Annotated in this window: 16 protein-coding genes and 1 pseudogene; 10 read left to right on the top strand and 7 right to left on the bottom strand. The window is 70.9% G+C overall.

Annotated elements, in window-relative coordinates:
• Window positions 1-14 precede the first annotated feature (14 nt).
• From cysC to SMA5143A_RS01745, 9 genes are all read left to right on the top strand, one after another.
• Entirely contained in the window at window positions 15-551 is a 537-nt protein-coding gene (cysC, locus tag SMA5143A_RS01790) for an adenylyl-sulfate kinase (protein ID WP_107461132.1), read from the top strand.
• Window positions 548-1,486 carry a sulfate adenylyltransferase subunit CysD gene (gene cysD / locus SMA5143A_RS01785; protein ID WP_107461047.1) on the top strand — a complete coding sequence of 313 codons (939 nt, stop codon included), beginning with the start codon at window positions 548-550 and terminating at the stop codon, window positions 1,484-1,486. The genes cysC and cysD overlap by 4 nt, the downstream gene beginning before the upstream one ends.
• 2 nt (window positions 1,487-1,488) lie before the next feature.
• Complete coding sequence (locus SMA5143A_RS01780; RefSeq protein WP_107461046.1) at window positions 1,489-2,817, top strand: sulfate adenylyltransferase subunit 1; 1,329 nt, start codon at window positions 1,489-1,491, stop codon at window positions 2,815-2,817.
• A 235-nt stretch (window positions 2,818-3,052) separates the two neighbouring features.
• Entirely contained in the window at window positions 3,053-4,162 is a 1,110-nt protein-coding gene (locus SMA5143A_RS01770; RefSeq protein WP_107461044.1) for an aliphatic sulfonate ABC transporter substrate-binding protein, read from the top strand.
• A gap of 34 nt (window positions 4,163-4,196) precedes the next feature.
• Window positions 4,197-4,985 carry an ABC transporter ATP-binding protein gene (locus SMA5143A_RS01765; RefSeq protein WP_107461043.1) on the top strand — a complete coding sequence of 263 codons (789 nt, stop codon included), beginning with the start codon at window positions 4,197-4,199 and terminating at the stop codon, window positions 4,983-4,985.
• Window positions 4,972-5,886, top strand: coding sequence for an ABC transporter permease (locus tag SMA5143A_RS01760; protein WP_107461042.1), 915 nt, complete (start codon window positions 4,972-4,974; stop codon window positions 5,884-5,886). Before SMA5143A_RS01765 ends, SMA5143A_RS01760 begins: the two co-directional genes overlap by 14 nt.
• 81 nt (window positions 5,887-5,967) lie before the next feature.
• Entirely contained in the window at window positions 5,968-6,708 is a 741-nt protein-coding gene (locus tag SMA5143A_RS01755) for a sirohydrochlorin chelatase (RefSeq protein ID WP_107461041.1), read from the top strand.
• 72 nt (window positions 6,709-6,780) lie between these two features.
• Window positions 6,781-7,272, top strand: a complete 492-nt coding sequence (locus tag SMA5143A_RS01750) for a DUF2975 domain-containing protein (RefSeq protein ID WP_107461040.1) — start codon at window positions 6,781-6,783, stop codon at window positions 7,270-7,272.
• Complete coding sequence (locus tag SMA5143A_RS01745; protein ID WP_055521670.1) at window positions 7,272-7,493, top strand: helix-turn-helix domain-containing protein; 222 nt, start codon at window positions 7,272-7,274, stop codon at window positions 7,491-7,493. Before SMA5143A_RS01750 ends, SMA5143A_RS01745 begins: the two co-directional genes overlap by 1 nt.
• Window positions 7,494-7,527: 34 nt before the next feature.
• Here SMA5143A_RS01745 and SMA5143A_RS01740 read toward each other — a convergent pair whose 3' ends face one another.
• The 4 genes from SMA5143A_RS01740 to SMA5143A_RS01725 all read right to left on the bottom strand — a co-directional run bounded on the left by SMA5143A_RS01740 (window position 7,528) and on the right by SMA5143A_RS01725 (window position 11,032).
• Complete coding sequence (locus SMA5143A_RS01740) at window positions 7,528-8,490, bottom strand: GNAT family N-acetyltransferase (protein WP_107461039.1); 963 nt, start codon at window positions 8,488-8,490, stop codon at window positions 7,528-7,530.
• A 129-nt stretch (window positions 8,491-8,619) separates the two neighbouring features.
• Window positions 8,620-9,285, bottom strand: a complete 666-nt coding sequence (locus SMA5143A_RS01735; protein ID WP_107461038.1) for a TIGR03086 family metal-binding protein — start codon at window positions 9,283-9,285, stop codon at window positions 8,620-8,622.
• A 160-nt stretch (window positions 9,286-9,445) separates the two neighbouring features.
• Complete coding sequence (locus SMA5143A_RS01730; RefSeq protein WP_107461037.1) at window positions 9,446-10,477, bottom strand: ketopantoate reductase family protein; 1,032 nt, start codon at window positions 10,475-10,477, stop codon at window positions 9,446-9,448.
• A 3-nt stretch (window positions 10,478-10,480) separates the two neighbouring features.
• On the bottom strand, window positions 10,481-11,032 hold the full coding sequence (locus tag SMA5143A_RS01725; protein ID WP_107461036.1) for a DUF1697 domain-containing protein: 552 nt from the start codon (window positions 11,030-11,032) through the stop codon (window positions 10,481-10,483).
• A gap of 259 nt (window positions 11,033-11,291) precedes the next feature.
• Here SMA5143A_RS01725 and SMA5143A_RS01720 point away from each other — a divergent pair, with 259 nt between their 5' ends.
• Window positions 11,292-13,553 (top strand): MMPL family transporter, encoded by a 2,262-nt coding sequence (locus tag SMA5143A_RS01720; RefSeq protein ID WP_107461035.1) that lies wholly within the window; start codon window positions 11,292-11,294, stop codon window positions 13,551-13,553.
• Window positions 13,554-13,625: 72 nt separating this feature from the next.
• Here the strand turns inward: SMA5143A_RS01720 and SMA5143A_RS01715 are convergent, their stop codons facing one another.
• The 3 genes and pseudogenes from SMA5143A_RS01715 to SMA5143A_RS01705 all read right to left on the bottom strand — a co-directional run.
• The gene (locus SMA5143A_RS01715) at window positions 13,626-14,582 is read right to left on the bottom strand and encodes a CDP-alcohol phosphatidyltransferase family protein (protein ID WP_107461034.1); all 957 of its coding nucleotides are present in this window, start codon (window positions 14,580-14,582) and stop codon (window positions 13,626-13,628) included.
• 245 nt (window positions 14,583-14,827) lie between these two features.
• Window positions 14,828-16,021, bottom strand: coding sequence for a glycosyltransferase (locus SMA5143A_RS01710; protein ID WP_107461033.1), 1,194 nt, complete (start codon window positions 16,019-16,021; stop codon window positions 14,828-14,830).
• Window positions 16,022-16,030: 9 nt separating this feature from the next.
• Window positions 16,031-16,325, bottom strand: a pseudogene (locus SMA5143A_RS01705) (hypothetical protein); the annotation flags it as partial.

The raw sequence follows: 16,325 nt of genomic DNA, 5'->3' as shown, positions 1-16,325 counted from the left end.
ACCAGGAGAACCAAGTGACGACCGGAGCCACCGTCTGGCTCACGGGTCTGCCGAGCGCCGGCAAGACCACCATCGCGTACGAGCTGGCGAACCGGCTGCGTGCGGAGGGCCACCTCGTCGAGGTGCTCGACGGCGACGAGATCCGCGAGTTCCTCACCGCCGGACTCGGCTTCAGCCGCGCCGACCGGCACACGAACGTGCGGCGCATCGGCTTCGTCGCCGACCTGCTCGCCCGCAACGGCGTCAAGGTGCTGGTCCCGGTCATCGCGCCGTACGCCGACAGCCGCGAGGCGGTGCGCGAGCACCACGCGGCGAGCGGTGCCGCGTACGTGGAGGTGCATGTGGCCACTCCGGTCGAGGTGTGCTCCGTACGCGATGTGAAGGGGCTGTACGCCAAGCAGGCGGCGGGCGAGATCTCCGGGCTGACCGGGGTCGACGACCCGTACGAGGCGCCCGTCGACCCGGACCTGCGCATCGAGTCGCAGGACCAGACGGTCCAGGAGTCCGCGGCGCTGGTCCACAAGCTGCTCACCGAGAGGGGTCTGGCATGACGACGACCGTCAGGGCCGTGTCCGAGGGCACCGGCACGCCGTACACCCTCTCCCATCTGGACGCGCTGGAGTCCGAGGCCGTCCACATCTTCCGTGAGGTGGCGGGCGAGTTCGAGCGGCCGGTGATCCTGTTCTCCGGCGGCAAGGACTCCATCGTCATGCTGCACCTGGCGCTGAAGGCGTTCGCCCCGGCGGCGATCCCCTTCTCCCTGCTGCACGTGGACACCGGGCACAACTTCCCCGAGGTGCTGGAGTACCGCGACCGTACGGTGGCCGAGCACAACCTGCGGCTGCATGTGGCCTCCGTGCAGGACTACATCGACCGCGGGGTCCTCAGAGAGCGCCCCGACGGCACCCGCAACCCGCTCCAGACGGTGCCGCTGACGGAGAAGATCCAGTCGGAGAAGTTCGACGCGGTCTTCGGCGGCGGCCGGCGCGACGAGGAGAAGGCACGCGCCAAGGAACGGGTGTTCTCGCTGCGCGACGAGTTCTCCCAGTGGGACCCGCGCCGTCAGCGCCCCGAGCTGTGGCAGCTCTACAACGGCCGGCACGCGCCCGGCGAGCACGTCCGGGTCTTCCCGCTCTCCAACTGGACCGAGCTGGACGTCTGGCAGTACATCGCCCGCGAGGGCATCGAGCTGCCGGAGATCTACTTCGCGCACGAGCGTGACGTGTTCCAGCGGGCCGGCATGTGGCTCACCGCCGGCGAGTGGGGCGGCCCGAAGGAGGGCGAGACCGTCGAGAGGCGGCTCATCCGCTACCGGACCGTCGGTGACATGTCCTGCACCGGTGCCGTCGACTCCGACGCCGTGACGCTGGAGCAGGTCATCACCGAGATCGCCGCGTCCCGGCTCACCGAGCGGGGCGCCACCCGCGCCGACGACAAGCTGTCCGAGGCCGCGATGGAAGACCGCAAGCGCGAGGGGTACTTCTAAGCATGACGACGACCGCGGAACTCTCCGCCACCACACTCCTCAGGTTCGCCACCGCGGGCTCCGTCGACGACGGCAAGTCCACCCTCGTCGGCCGGCTGCTGCACGACTCCAAGTCGGTCCTCACCGACCAGCTGGAGGCCGTGGAGCGCGCCTCGGCGAGCCGCGGCCAGGAGGGCCCGGACCTCGCGCTGCTCACCGACGGTCTGCGGGCCGAGCGGGAGCAGGGCATCACCATCGACGTGGCGTACCGCTACTTCGCCACGGCCAAGCGCCGGTTCATCCTCGCCGACACGCCCGGCCATGTGCAGTACACCCGCAACATGGTGACGGGTGCCTCCACCGCCGAGCTGACGGTGATCCTGGTCGACGCCCGCAACGGTGTCGTCGAGCAGACCCGCCGGCACGCCGCGATCGCCGCGCTGCTGCGCGTCCCGCACGTGGTGCTCGCCGTCAACAAGATGGACCTCGTCGCGTACGAGGAGAAGGTCTTCGCGGCGATCGCCGAGGAGTTCACGGCGTACGCGATCGAGCTGGGCGTCCCCGAGGTCACCGCGATCCCGATCTCGGCGCTGGCCGGTGACAACGTGGTGGAGCCGTCCGCGCACATGGACTGGTACGGCGGCCCGACGGTGCTGGAGCACCTGGAGACCGTGCCGGTCAGCCACGACCTGGCGCACTGCCACGCCCGGCTGCCCGTGCAGTACGTGATCCGCCCGCAGACCGCCGAGCACCCCGACTACCGGGGGTACGCCGGTCAGATCGCCGCCGGTACGTTCCGGGTCGGCGACCCGGTGACGGTGCTGCCGTCCGGCCGTGCGACGAAGGTCGCGGGGATCGACGTGCTGGGCAAGCCGGTCGACGTGGCCTACACCCCGCAGTCGGTGACGCTCCTGCTGGAGGACGACATCGACATCTCGCGCGGCGACCTGATCGTGCCGAGCAAGGACGCGCCCGCGACGACGCAGGACATCGAGGCGACCGTGTGCCACGTCGCCGACCAGCCGCTGACGGTCGGCCACCGGGTGCTCCTGAAGCACGGCACCCGCACGGTGAAGGCGATCGTCAAGGACATCCCGTCCCGTCTCACGCTCGACGACCTGTCCCTGCACCCTCACCCGGGGCAGCTCGTCGCCAACGACATCGGCCGGGTGAAGGTCCGTACGGCTCAGGCGCTGCCGGTCGACTCCTACGCCGACTCCCGCCGCACCGGTTCGTTCATCCTGATCGACCCGTCCGACGGCACGACCCTGACCGCCGGGATGGTCGGCGAGTCGTTCGCCTCCCCGGAGCCCGTCAAGGACGACTCCGAGGACGACGGGTGGGACTTCTGACATGACCCTCGTGGACCACTACGCGACGTTCGCGAAGGAGGGCGGCCGTGTGGGCTCCGGCGCCCTCGGCAGCGGGCAGGGCGGAGTCGCGCGATGTGTGCGTTGACGTACGCGCACCGCTTGCGCGCCCCGTCCCCCCACCGGACGTCCCCGTTGCGACGAAGACCTTTTTCCTGATTCCCCGGCCACACCCGAAGGGGCTGTGACCGCCGGGCCTCCGAGAGGAACACCTCCCGTGCCTGCCTACCGCTCTTCCGCCTTCCGGCGCTCCGTCGCGGTCCTCGCAACGCTTCCCCTACTCACCCTCGCCGCCTGCGGCTACGGCTCCCAGGCCAAGGACGACGACACCGCCAAGGTCGCGGCCGGCGCCAAGAAGATCGAGGGTCTCGACACCGTCAAGATCGGCTACTTCGGCAACCTGACGCACGCCACCGCGCTGGTCGGTCGTCAGGAAGGCATCTTCCAGAAGGAGCTCGGCGCCACCAAGGCCGAGTACGCGACCTTCAACGCCGGGCCGTCCGAGATCGAGGCGCTCAACTCGAAGTCGATCGACATCGGCTGGATCGGCCCCTCCCCGGCGATCAACGGCTACACCAAGTCCGCGGGCAAGGGCCTGCGCATCATCGGCGGTTCGGCCTCCGGCGGCGTGAAGCTCGTCGTCAACCCGGACAAGATCAAGTCCCTGAAGGACGTCAAGGGCAAGAAGATCGCGACGCCGCAGCTCGGCAACACCCAGGACGTGGCGTTCCTCAACTGGATCGCCGAGCAGGGCTGGAAGGTCGACGCGGAGAGCGGCAAGGGCGACGTCTCCGTGGTCCGCACCGACAACAAGATCACCCCGGACGCCTACAAGTCGGGCTCCATCGACGGCGCGTGGGTGCCGGAGCCGACCGCGTCGAAGCTGGTCGCCGAGGGCGCGAAGGTGCTGCTGGACGAGGCCGACCTGTGGCCGGACAAGAAGTTCGTGATCACGAACATCATCGTGCGGCAGGACTTCCTGAAGGAGCACCCGAAGGTCGTCGAGGCGGTGCTGCGCGGCGCGGTCAAGACGAACGCCTTCATCAACTCCGACACCGAGAAGGCGAAGGCCGCCGCCAACGCCCGGCTGAAGGAGGACTCGGGCAAGGCCCTGGACGCCAAGGTCCTCGACCCGGCCTGGACGTCGATCCAGTTCACCAACGACCCGCTGGCCTCCACCCTCAACACCGAGGCGGAGCACGCGGTCAAGGCCGGTCTGCTGAAGGACCCGCTGCTGGACGGCATCTACGACCTGACGATCCTCAACAAGGTCCTGAAGGCCGAGGGCGAGTCCGAGGTCTCCGACGCCGGTCTCGGCGTCAAGTAACCCCAGTCCGCTGAGTTCCCAGGAGGTGACGACCATGGCCACCGCACTCGCCAAGGCCGCCGACGGCGTCGGGACCGTCGAGCACGCCGCCCGTATCGAGCACGTGTCCAAGTCCTTCGCCGGACCCGCCGGGCAGCAGCTCGTCCTCGACGACATCACTCTCGATGTCGCTCCGGGCGAGTTCGTCACCCTCCTGGGGGCCTCGGGCTGCGGCAAGTCCACGCTGCTCAACCTGGTCGCGGGGCTCGACAAACCCAGCCAGGGCAGCATCAGCACCGACGGGCGTCCCGCCCTGATGTTCCAGGAGCACGCCCTGTTCCCGTGGCTGACCGCGGGCAAGAACATCGAACTCGCCCTGAAGCTCCAGGGAGTTCCGAAGAACGAGCGGCGCGAGCGCGCCGAGGCCCTGCTCGAACTCGTCCGGCTCAAGGGCGCGTACGGCAAGCGGGTGCACGAGCTGTCCGGCGGTATGCGCCAGCGGGTGGCGCTGGCGCGGGCGCTCGGGCAGGAGAGCAAGCTCCTGCTGATGGACGAGCCGTTCGCGGCGCTCGACGCCATCACGCGGGACGTGCTGCACGACGAGCTGACCCGGATCTGGGAGGAGACGCGGCTCTCCGTCCTCTTCGTCACGCACAACGTCCGTGAGGCGGTGCGCCTCGCCCAGCGGGTGGTGCTGCTGTCCTCGCGTCCGGGCCGGGTGGCCCGGGAGTGGCGGGTGGACATCCCGCAGCCGCGCCGTATCGAGGACGCGCCGGTGGCGGAGCTGTCCCTGGAGATCACCGATGTTCTGCGTGAGGAGATCCGCCGTCATGGCCAGCAGTGAGACGAGGACGACGGACACCATCGAGGCGCCGGCCGCCGACAAGGACCGGCTCGGCGCGGTGGAGGCGGGTCTCGACGCCCTGGAGACCACCGGCACGGGCCGGCCCTCCTTCGGCGAGACCTTCCGCACCAAGATCGTGCCGCCGATCGTCGCGGTCGTGCTGGTCCTCGCGGTGTGGCAGGGCCTGATCTCGTTCGGGGTCGTCACCGACCCGGGCACCCTGCCCTCGCCGTCCGCCGTGTGGGACGCGGCGGAGCAGGCGTGGCTTGAGGGCAAGCTGCTCGGCTACATCTGGACGAGCGTCTCGCGCGGCCTGTTCGGCTTCCTGATCGCGCTGGCGATCGGCACTCCGCTGGGCATCCTGGTCGCCCGGGTGCGGTTCGTGCGGGCGGCGATCGGGCCGATCCTCTCCGGTCTCCAGTCGCTGCCGTCGGTGGCGTGGGTGCCGCCGGCCGTGGTCTGGCTGGGGCTGAGCGACCAGATGATGTACGCGGTGATCCTGCTCGGCGCGGTCCCGTCGATCGCCAACGGGCTGGTCTCCGGTATCGACCAGGTGCCGCCGCTGTACCTGCGGGCGGGCCGCACCATGGGCGCCACGGGACTCCAGGGCGCCTGGCACATCGTGATGCCGGCCGCGCTGCCCGGATACCTCGCGGGGCTGAAGCAGGGCTGGGCGTTCTCGTGGCGCTCGCTGATGGCGGCGGAGATCATCGCCAACCACCCCGACCTCGGTGTGGGACTCGGCCAGTTGCTGGAGAACGGCCGCACCAGCATCGACATGGCCACCGTCTTCCTCGCGATCTTCCTGATCCTGCTGGTCGGTATCGCCATCGACCTGCTGATCTTCAGCCCCCTGGAGCGCCGGGTCCTGCGCGGCCGCGGTCTGCTCGTGAAGGGCTGAGAGCGGGGCCGCATCCGAACCGCACCCCGAGACCTAAACAGGAACAGGAACAGAGCCGGAGACCGGAAGGAGCCCGACGCCATGCGCAGTCCCGTCCTCCTCGTCGTCGCCCACGGCAGCCGTGATCCGCGGCACGCCGCGACCGTGCACGCTCTCGTGCGGCGGGTCCGGGCGATGCGTCCCGGGCTGCGTGTGGAGACGGGCTTCCTGGACTTCAACCTCCCCTCGGCGCAGGGGGTCCTGGAGTCCCTCGCGGCGGAGGGCGTCGAGGACGTGGTGGCGCTGCCGCTGCTCCTGACCCGGGCGTTCCACGCAAAGGCGGACATCCCGGCGGTGCTGCGCGACGCGCCGCCCCGGCTGCGGATCCGCCAGGCGGAGGTGCTCGGCCCGTCACCGCTGCTGACGGCCGGGCTCGAACGCCGGCTGTACGAGGCAGGCCTGAGCCCCGCCGACAAGTCCTCGACCGGGGTCGTACTGGCCTCGGCGGGGTCCACGGACCCGGAGGCGATCGCGGTGATCGCAGCAATCGCGCGGGAGTGGCGGCACACCGGTTGGTGCGCCGTGCGACCCGCGTTCGCCTCCGCGTCGCTGCCCCGCACGGAGGACGCCGTGCGGGAGCTGCGGGCGCTCGGCTGCCGTCGAGTGGCCGTGGCGCCGTACGTCATCGCGCCCGGCCGGCTGCCGGACCGGATCGCCGCCGGTGCCCGTGAGGCGGGCGCCGATGTCCTCGCCGAGGTGCTCGGCCCCTCCCCCGAGCTGGCGGAACTGCTGCTGCGCCGCTACACCGCCGCGCTCGGCGCGGGGCAGCTCACGGCGGCCTGACCGGCGTCCACCCCTTGCCCAAGCTATCGAAACTCGATAGATTCCCATCGCGAGTCGATGGGAGGACGGGTCATGGGAAAGCTGACCGTGCGTGCGCTGCGCGCTGTGCTCGCGGTGATGTTCACCGGCACCTTGTTCGTGCAGGCGTCGATGCTGTGGGTGCTGGTGAGCGGCACCGACCCCGAGGACGGGACGCTCCCGCTGACCGCGCTGCGCGTGATCACGCTGCTGGGCATGGTGTCGGTCCAGGTCGCCCTGTTCTGCGTGTGGCAGCTGGTGACGATGGTGCGCCGCGGGACCGTGTTCTCCCACGCCGCCTTCCGGTACGTGGACGGCGTGATCGGCGCGATCGTGTCGGCCGCCCTCGTCTGGTTCGCGGTCACGGCCGTCAACGCGCCGGGGCAGCGGGAGGACCCGGGCGTCACCGTCATCATGGGCGGGATCGGCGTGGGCATCCTGGGCGTCGCGCTCATCGTGCTCGTCCTGCGCATGCTGCTCGCCCAGGCCGTCGCCCGCGACGGTGAGGCGACACGGATGCGGGCCGAGCTGGACGAGGTGATCTGATGCCGATCGCCGTCGACATCGACGTGATGCTGGCCAGGCGGAAGATGTCCGTGGGCGAGCTCGCCGACCGTGTGGGAATCACCCCCGCCAACCTGGCGGTCCTCAAGAACGGCCGCGCCAAGGCGGTGCGCTTCGCCACCCTCGCCGCGCTGTGCGAGGTGCTCGACTGCCAGCCGGGCGATCTGCTGCGGTGGGAGGCCGGGGACACGGCGGAAGAATGACGCGTCCCCGGCCGACCGGCCGACCGGCGCTCGCTCAGGCCGTCGGGTCCACCGCGTCCGTCGGGTCCACCGCGTCCGTCGGGTCCACCGGGTCCGCCGGGTCCGCCGGGTCCGCCGGATGGAAGTTGATGCGTTCGCTCACGACGGGGAAGCCGGCCTTCGTGAAGTTCGCGGCCATGGGGAAGTTGCCCTGGTCCGTGGCTCCGCTGACGAACTGCGCGCCCTGCTCGACGAGGACGTGGGTGCACTCGGCGAGGAGGTCGTAGGCGTAGCCGTGACCGCGGTGTTCGGGGACGACCCCGATGAAGCCGACGGTCGGGCCGGAGGGGTTGTGCGCCGGGATGTGGATGCCGGCGAGGTCGCCGTCGGGGGTGTGCGCGACCTGCCACCACTCCCTCGGGGAGGGGCACCAGTGGAAGAAGTCGAGCTCCTCCTGGGCGGCCCGGTCGACACCGCCCTCCTCGATGGCCCTCAGCGCGTGGGCGTCCAGGGTGACGGAGTGGATGCGGCGCAAAGCGTCGCGGAACACCTCGTCGTCGGCCTCGGCGCTGAACCGCAGACGTCCGGGCCGCTCGGGCAGACCCCGCTCCGGGGTCCAGCGGTACAGGAAGCGTTCCACGAGGAGTTCGTACCCGGCGGCACGGGCGGCGCCGAAGCGGGCCTCGGCCGCGGCGCGCAGGGCGGGGTCGTCCCGCCAGCCGCCCGGCAGGTTGAGCTCCAGTTCGACCCGCCGGGGGGCGGAGCGCAGGAGTTCGGCGCCGGCCTCCTCCTCGCCCTCGGCGACGTCGAACCAGTTGATGTTGACGGGCTCCGGGTCGTCGGGCCCGCCCCACCACGCGCCGCGCGCGACGACCTCGCCGTCGCGCAGGGCGACACGCTTCCAGTCGGGGCGGAACCGGGTGCGCCGGTGGCCCTCACGGGCACCCAGCGGGTCGGGGTGTGCGTCGAAGAGAGAGGCGTCGCTCGCGGTGAGCGCGCGGATGACCGTATCGGTCATGAGGGGTTCCTCCGGGATACGAGCTGCTGGCAGCGCTCCCGGTCAGACCTCGTCGAACACGCCGGGACAGCGGGGAAGGGAGCGCGGGAAGGGTGTGAACCGCACGGCACTCGCCTCCTTCCGTCGGTCTCAGGGCGTGGAGGCCGACAGTACGTCGTCCCCGGCCGGCCCGTCCATCGGTTTTCCGTCGGCTCCCTGGCCGGTGTCGACCGGTGAACCGCCCCTCGGGTCACGGCCGCTCGACGCCAGCGCCCGGTCGAAGGCCGGGGCGTCCGACGGCACGGGCACCGGGGCCGCGAAGCCGTCGTACTTCCGGTAGAGCTCGCCGTGGGTCTCGACGACGTCGAGGACGAAGCGGGCGGCCCCCTCCGAGACGTGGAACTCCTGGCCGGTGGCCGTGGCGACGTCCCAGCCGTGGACGGCCGTCTCCTTGATGATCATGCCGGCGAGGTCGGCGGCCGGCAGCGGGCCCATGCCGAGGTCGATGTCGCCCTCCCACAGCGCCGGGTCGGCCCAGGCCGCGACCGCCCGGTCCAGCTGTGCGGCGTACGCGTCGGCCCAGTCCGGGTCGGCGGCGAAGTCGCGTTTCGTCAGCTCCTCGGGGAGCGGGGTGCGCAGGGCGCGGTGTTCCAGGCCGTGCGAGGTGTAGAGGACCCAGTGGTTCACCAGGGCGCGGACGTCCCAGTCGGGGCAGTGGGTGGGGAGGGCGAGCTGCGCCTCCGTGACACCCCGTGCGACGCGGGCCGCCTCGGCGGCGCATTCGACCATGTGCGGATACGAGTCGTGGCTGTTCATGCGTTCCACGCTAGGGACGGCGCGCGCACGGCTCTTGAACAAACGCGACACCGTCGCCGCCACGACCTGTCCCGGCCGACCCTCGACCTCGCGGCGGCCCGCGCCGCCCACTCCCCCGCGCCGCCCACTCCCCCGCGTCCGCCTACTCCCCCGCGTCCGCCTACTCCCCCGCGTCCGCCCGCGCCGCCCGCTCCGCCTCGTCCGCCCGCCGTACCAGTTCCGCGACCGGCATCGAACCGGCGGGCCTGCGCTCGCGGGCGAAGGTGTTCGCGAGGTGTTGCAGCAGCTCGTTCAGCGGGGTCCGTACGCCGTGCAGCCGGCCGAGCAGGACGATCTCGCCGTTGAGGTGGTCGGCCTCGATGGTGCCGGTGCCGCGGGTGAGGGACTGCCAGGAGGAGCCGCCGCCGCGCGGGGCACCGTCCAGCGGTACCAGGGTGATCTTGTCGCCCCTGACCCTCCGCTGCTCCTCGGCGCTCGCGTACGCGATCCCCGCCGCGTCGAGCACCCGCTCGCCCTCGGCGCGCACGCGGGCGTACAGCGCCTCGGCCTCCTCTCCGTCGACGGGGCCGCTCAGCGCTTCGAGGGCGTTGCCGAGGTTCCCCAGCAGTTTGGCGTACTGCCAGCGCTGGACGTCCGGTACGACGGGCGCCTCGAACCGGGACTTCTCCAGGTCGGCGGCGATGCGGTGGGCCGTCTCGTCGGTGCCGTGGGGGTGGCGGCCGAGGTGGAGCATGCCGGTGAGCGGGGTGCCGGCCGCCGAGACGACGCCGGGTTCCACGAAGGTGGAGGGCAGCCATACGCAGACGCCGTACACGCGCCGGAAGCGGCGGAGGGCGAGCCGTGCGCTCTCCACACCGTTCTGGGCGCAGACCAGCGGGAGGCGCTCGGCGGCCGTGCCGCCGCCGGCCACCGGGGCGGGGCCCCAGGCCGCGAGGGCCGCCTCGGTGTCCTGGGTCTTCACGGAGAGGAGGAGGACGTCGTCGGGGCGGAGCTCGCCGAGCGCGGCGGGGCCGTCCACGGTGCACAGGGGATGGGTGCGGTCGCCGTCCGGGGTCCTGAGGCGCAGGCCGTGGTCGCGCAGGGCGGTGTACTGGGCGCCGCGGGCGACGAGGACGACCTCGTGGCCCGCTTCGGCCAGCCGCCCGCCCATGGTTCCGCCGACCGCGCCGGCTCCGATGACCAGGTAGCGCATGGGTCAGCCTCCGGTCGAGGTCAGCTCGGCCATCTTCACGACGGTGTTCCAGTTGCGGGTGGTGGCGATCAGGCTCTTCACCAGGCGCGGCTTCGCCAGCGCGTCCGCCAGTCTGGAGCGGCCGAGGCCGTCGGGGACGTACAGGTAGAGCGCCCGGTCGCCGAGCCGGAACTCCTCGGGCAGGAAGGCCGCTCGGTCGATTCCGGCGAAGCGGTCCTCCTCCACCCGCTCCGAGAAGTAGGTGACGTGCAGCTGCTTGCCCTCCAGTTCGGCGGCCGGGAACGGGCAGTCGGCCCGTACCGCCTCCAGGTAGGCGTGGTCGCGCACCAGGACGTCCACGGTGAAGCCGAAGTGCTTCTGGAGGGCGGCGGTGATCTCGGCGGCGAGGGAGTCCTCGTCGCCGTGGTCGCTGGCGAAGACCGCGTTGCCGCTCTGGAGGTAGGTGGCCACCGCGTCGTACCCGAGGCCCGTCAGCAGCGTACGGAGGTCGCCCATCGGGACCTTCCTGCTGCCGCCCACGTTGATTCCGCGCAGCAGCGCGGCGTACGTCGTCATGGGCTCACGATAGGCACGTCGGCGCCGGTCGTACGCCCGGTCGGGGCGGGCGCGTCCCTGAGGCGGGGCCCCGAGAGTCCGGGATAGGTGTAAGGGGCCGCTGTCCTCCCTGGTGGGGAGGCGTCGGCGTCCGAGGGGTGGAGGTGCCGGATCGCGGGTTCACCGGACAGCACGACGAGATGGCTTTATCCGGCCCATACCTTCGATACGGAAGGTGGCGGCAGGGGGTCGCCACCGCTCACAAGGGGGCTTGCCCGTCATGGGGAACGGAGACATACGGGTGCGGGGGATCGCCGCCCGGGCCGGTGGCTGGAGCGCCCGGCACCGATGGGCGGCCGTGGGGATCTGGGTGCTGTTCGTCGTCCTGGCGATGGGGATCGGCTCGGCGGCGGGCCGGGTCGACGTGCGGGACAGCGACCAGCTCAAGGGCGAGACCAGTACGGCCGCCCACATCATCGAGGAGGCGGGGATCGAGGAGCCGGCGAGCGAGTCGGTCCTGATCCAGGCGAAGGCCAAGGGACTCAAGGCCACGGACGCGGAGTTCCGGGCCGCCGTGGAGGCGGTGATCAAGGCCGTCGACGGCACCGGTGAGGCCAGCGGCGTCACCTCGCCGTACGACACCCGGACGATCTCGAAGGACGAGCGCAGCGCGCTCGTGCAGTTCGATGTGAAGGGCGACTCGGAGACCGCCGGTGAGCGCATCGAGCCGGTGCTGAAGGCCGTCGAGGGGGTGCAGAAGGAGCACGGGCAGGTGCGGATCGCGGAGATCGGCGGCGCCAGCATGATGAAGACGTTCGACGACGCGTTCGGGGACGACTTCCAGAAGGCCGAGTATTCCGCCGTGCCCGTCGCCCTCGGCATCCTGCTGATCGCGTTCGGCGCGGTCGTGGCGGCCCTGCTGCCGGTCGCGCTGGCGATCACCGCGATCATGGCGACGATGGGTCTGATGGCCATCGTCAGCCACGCCATGCCGATGAGCGACACCGCCAACTCGGTGATGCTGCTGGTGGGTCTGGCCGTCGGTGTCGACTACTGCCTGTTCTATCTGCGGCGCGAGCGCGAGGAGCGCGAGGCCGGCCGGGACGCGCAGACGGCCCTCAGGGTCGCCGCCGCCACCAGCGGCCGCGCGATCATCGTCTCCGGTGTCACGGTGTGCGTGGCGATGGCGGGCATGCTGTTCACCGGTCTCGCCGAGTTCGAGGCGATGGGCCTGGCCTCGCTGATGGTCGTGGCGGTCGCCATGGTCGGGTCGGTGACCGTCCTGCCCGCGCTGCTGTCGCTGCTGGGCGAGCGCGTCGAGAAGGGCAAGATCCCCTTCCTGCACCCGCAGAGCAAGCTCCGCCGCGACCGGGGCGGCGCCAACCGTGAGAGCCGGTTCTGGACGGCCGTACTGAAGGGCGTGCTCGCCCGGCCGGTCGTCTCGGTCGCCGTCGCCGGCGGCGCGCTGCTCGCCATCGCGGCTCCCGCGCTCGGCATGAAGACCGAGCAGCTCACCCTGGACAAGGAGTTCGGCGACTCGCTGCCCATCGTGCAGACGTACAACCGGCTCAACGAGGCGTTCCCGGGCGGCTCCGAGCCGGCCGAGGTGGTCGTCAAGGCGAAGGACATCAACTCCGCCGACGTGAAGGCGGCACTGGCCGACTTCCGTGAGCGGGCGATCAGTTCCGGTGCCTCGCGGGGCCCGGTCGAGATCAAGGTGCACGACGCGCAGAACCTCGCCTTCGTCTACGTCCCGCTGGTGGGCGGCTCCGACCTCGACAGGGCGGGCGAGAGCCTGGACAAGCTGCGGGACGAGGTGCGCCCGGCGACGCTCGGGAAGGTGGACGGCGTCGAGGCGCCGATCACCGGGCAGGTCGCCGGTTCGAAGGACTTCAACGACGAGCTGGGCGGAGCGGTCGTTCCGGTCTTCGCGTTCGTGGTGGTCTTCGCGTTCGGTCTGATGCTGCTGTCGTTCCGCTCGCTGACCGTCGCGGTGACGTCGATCGTGCTGAACCTGCTGTCGGTGGGCGCCGCGTACGGCATCCTCGTCGCGGTCTTCCAGCACGGCTGGGGTGCCTCGCTGGTGGGCGCGGAGGGCGTGGGCGCCATCATCACCTGGCTGCCGCTGTTCCTCTTCGTGATCCTGTTCGGTCTGTCGATGGACTACCACGTGTTCGTGGTCTCGCGGATCCGTGAGGCGCGGTTGCGGGGCCGTACGACGAAGGACGCGATCCAGCACGGTGTGGTGACCACGGCGGGCGTCGTCACCAGTGCCGCCGTCATCATGGTCGCCGTCTTCGCGATCTTCGGGACGCTGTCCATGCAGTCCATGAAGCAGATGGGCGTGGGCCTCGCGGCCGCCGTGCTCATCGACGCGACCGTCATCCGGGGTGTGCTCCTCCCGGCGGTGATGGCCCTGCTCGGCGAGCGCAACTGGTACCTGCCGAAGTGGCTTCACCGGCTGCCCGACCTCACCCACGACGAGTCGCCGGAGCCGGGACCGGTCCCGGAGTCCCGGAAGGACGACGCGGTACGGGTCTGACGGGCTGTCCCGTGGAAACGGGGGCCGGGGTGCGTCGCGCACCCCGGCCCCCGTGCCGTGCCGTGTGGACGGTCAGGCCGCCCGGGTGATCGTCTCGGTGACCGTCTCGCGGTCGAAGGAGTCGAGGGTGCGGGTGAAGTCCCTGGTCGACAGCAGCAGTTTGTAGATGATGGCCAGTTCGAAGACGAGGAGCAGCACACCCGAGACGATGGTCGCCGGCAGCACCGAGTCGACCAGGGGGCCGATCATGAAGACACCCATCTGGAACTCGATGCCGCTGATCAGATGGGGACGGACCCGGTGGCGCAGCAGGAAGGAACGGACGCGCAGATAGGCGGGGAAGCGGCGGCGGAACTCCTGGTGGAGGTCGACGACCTGGGCCTGCGGGGCGGTCTGGACGGCCTCGGCGGTCACCGTGCGCAGGTCCTGCTCGATGTCGGCCTCGGGGTTCTCGCGGAGCAGGTCCTCCATGAAGGCGAGCTCGCGCTCGTTCTCGGCGCGGCGGGCCTCGCGGAGCCGCACCTTGATCTGCTTGCGCATCGTGTGGCGGACCTTGAAGGTCTCCAGGGAGTTGATGTAGCGCAGCGCGTCGCAGCCGATGACGGCGGCGGCGAGCCAGATGTAGAGGGTGTCACCGGTGCGGTGGTACTGCCCCGCCATCAGGGCGACCGCGCACGCCGCCACCCGGATGCGGTCGAAGACGAAGTCGAGCCAGGCGCCGAACACGGAGCCCTGGCCGGTGAGCCGGGCGACCTTGCCGTCCATGCAGTCGAGGATGAAGCTCAGGTGGTAGAGGACGGCGCCGGCGATCAGCCAGCGCCAGTCGCCCAGCGCGAAGAAGGCCGCGGACACCAGACCGAGCAGGAAGGCGCCCCAGGTCAGCTGGTTGGGCGTGATCCTCGTGTACTTCGCGGTGAGCCGCACGAGCGGTGTGGCGACCGGGTCGACGAGGAGCACGGTCCACCAGGCGTCACGCTTCTTCTGCGTGACGCGGCGCACCTCTGCGAGGTCGGGTATGTCTCGGCTCATGGGTCAACTTCCTGGCGTTCGAAGTGAGTTCACCTTCAGCTTGGGAGCTGGTCATCCGAGGTACAAGAAGTGCCGAGTGCAACCTTTCGGACGGGGTAACGGTCGTACTCGGCAACAGGATCAGTGCGCTCACCTCACAGGACGGGCGTTACCCGAGCGTTATGAAGCAATCGGATCGTTACCTGAATTGCTCCGAGACGTCATGGTAGGGACGCAACCGTCCTGCTTTTTCCTGCATCGTCTCACTATGGCCGGGCCCTGAGCGCGGCCTCGACGAGGTCGGCGGCCCGCCGGGTGCCGCCCTCCCGCGCCATCTCCTCCCGTATCTCCTTGAGCCGGCGCGCCACGTCGGGGTCGTCGACGAGGGCGAGCACCGCCTCGCGCAGGGTCTCGGCCGTCGCCTCCTCCATGGGGAGGTGGCGGGCGACACCGAGGGACTGGAGCATGTCGGCGTTGCCGAACTGGTCGACGGCCTGCGGTACGGCGACCATGGGCGTGGCGGTGGCGAGCCCCTCCTGGCTGCCGCCCGCGCCCGCGTGGGTGATGAAGGCGTCGGCCTGCTCCAGGACCGCCAGTTGCGGCACCCAGTCCCGGACCTCGACATTGGCCGGGATCTCTCCCAGTTCGGCCGGGTCGACCTGGCGCCCGACCTGGAGCACCAGGTGCCAGCCCGGCAGGTCGCCGAAGGCCCGGACGCACGCGCGGTAGAAGTCGGGCTGCTTGGTGAAGGCCGACCCGAGCGACACGAGGAGCACCTTCTCGGCACCGGCGGGTCGCTGCCAGTCGCCCTGCCCGGAGCGGTCGCCCTGACAGGCGCCGACGAAGGTGTAGCGGCTCTCGTCGACCCGATCCGCGTGCGGCTGGAGCGCCTTCGGGATGAGGACGAGGGAGCGGGCGGGGCGGCCGACGAAGTCGTCCGGGTGTGCGGTGACCCCGTTCTCCTCCAGCCAGGCACGGAAGCGGGCGTAGTACGCCTGGCCGCGCTCGGTCTTCTTCGGCTCGGCCCACATCGGTTCGGCGACCTCCTCCTCGTAGCCGTCCCAGGCGACCAGGTTCGGGGAGAGCGAGATCGCCTCGACGCCCCAGCGGTGGGCGAGGACGGGTGCCGGGTAGGCGGTGATGTCGTGCAGGACGAGGTCGGGTTCGTCGCCCTCGTACGCCGCGGCGAGCTGCGGCAGGGCCTGGATCGCGTCGTCGAGAAAGGGCTCCACGTGGTCGAGCAGTTCGCTCCCCCAGGCCGAGGGGTCGTCGTCGGGGCCCGGCAGCGTCGAGTGCCACAGCCGGGGCTCGGCACCGGTGGCGGCCACCTTGTCGGCGAACGCCGGCGGGATCGCGTAGGTGACGCGGTGGCCGCGCGCGACCAGCTCGCGGATCACGTCGAGGCTCGGGTTCACGTGGCCGTGGGCGGCGATGGAGAACATGGCGATGTGGGAGGTCATACGAGGAACCTAAGCGAGACGATACGTCTCGTGCAACTTTATTATCGGCGCTCGGCTCTCGGCGCTCGGCTCTCGGCGCTGGTAGCGGGCCAGGACCAGGTTTCCGTCCTCCTCCAGGCGGGAGCGCGGTTCGTCCAGGTCGATGGCACCGCTGTAGTACTCCTGGAAGGCGGGCGTGGCCACCTTGTCCTTCCACTCCGGGTACCCGCGCACCGACGGGGCCGGGGCGGAACGCAGATGCGCGGCGAGGGCCGTGCCGGCCGCCACGGCACTAGGGCGCGTTGCGAAAGTAGCGTCGTCTGCC

The sequence above is a fragment of the Streptomyces sp. MA5143a genome, from assembly GCF_900290235.1.
In the GTDB taxonomy this organism is placed as follows: Bacteria; Actinomycetota; Actinomycetes; order Streptomycetales; family Streptomycetaceae; genus Streptomyces.
The sequence above is the reverse complement of the archived record's forward strand: the minus strand, read 5'-3'. Positions and strand labels throughout refer to the sequence as shown.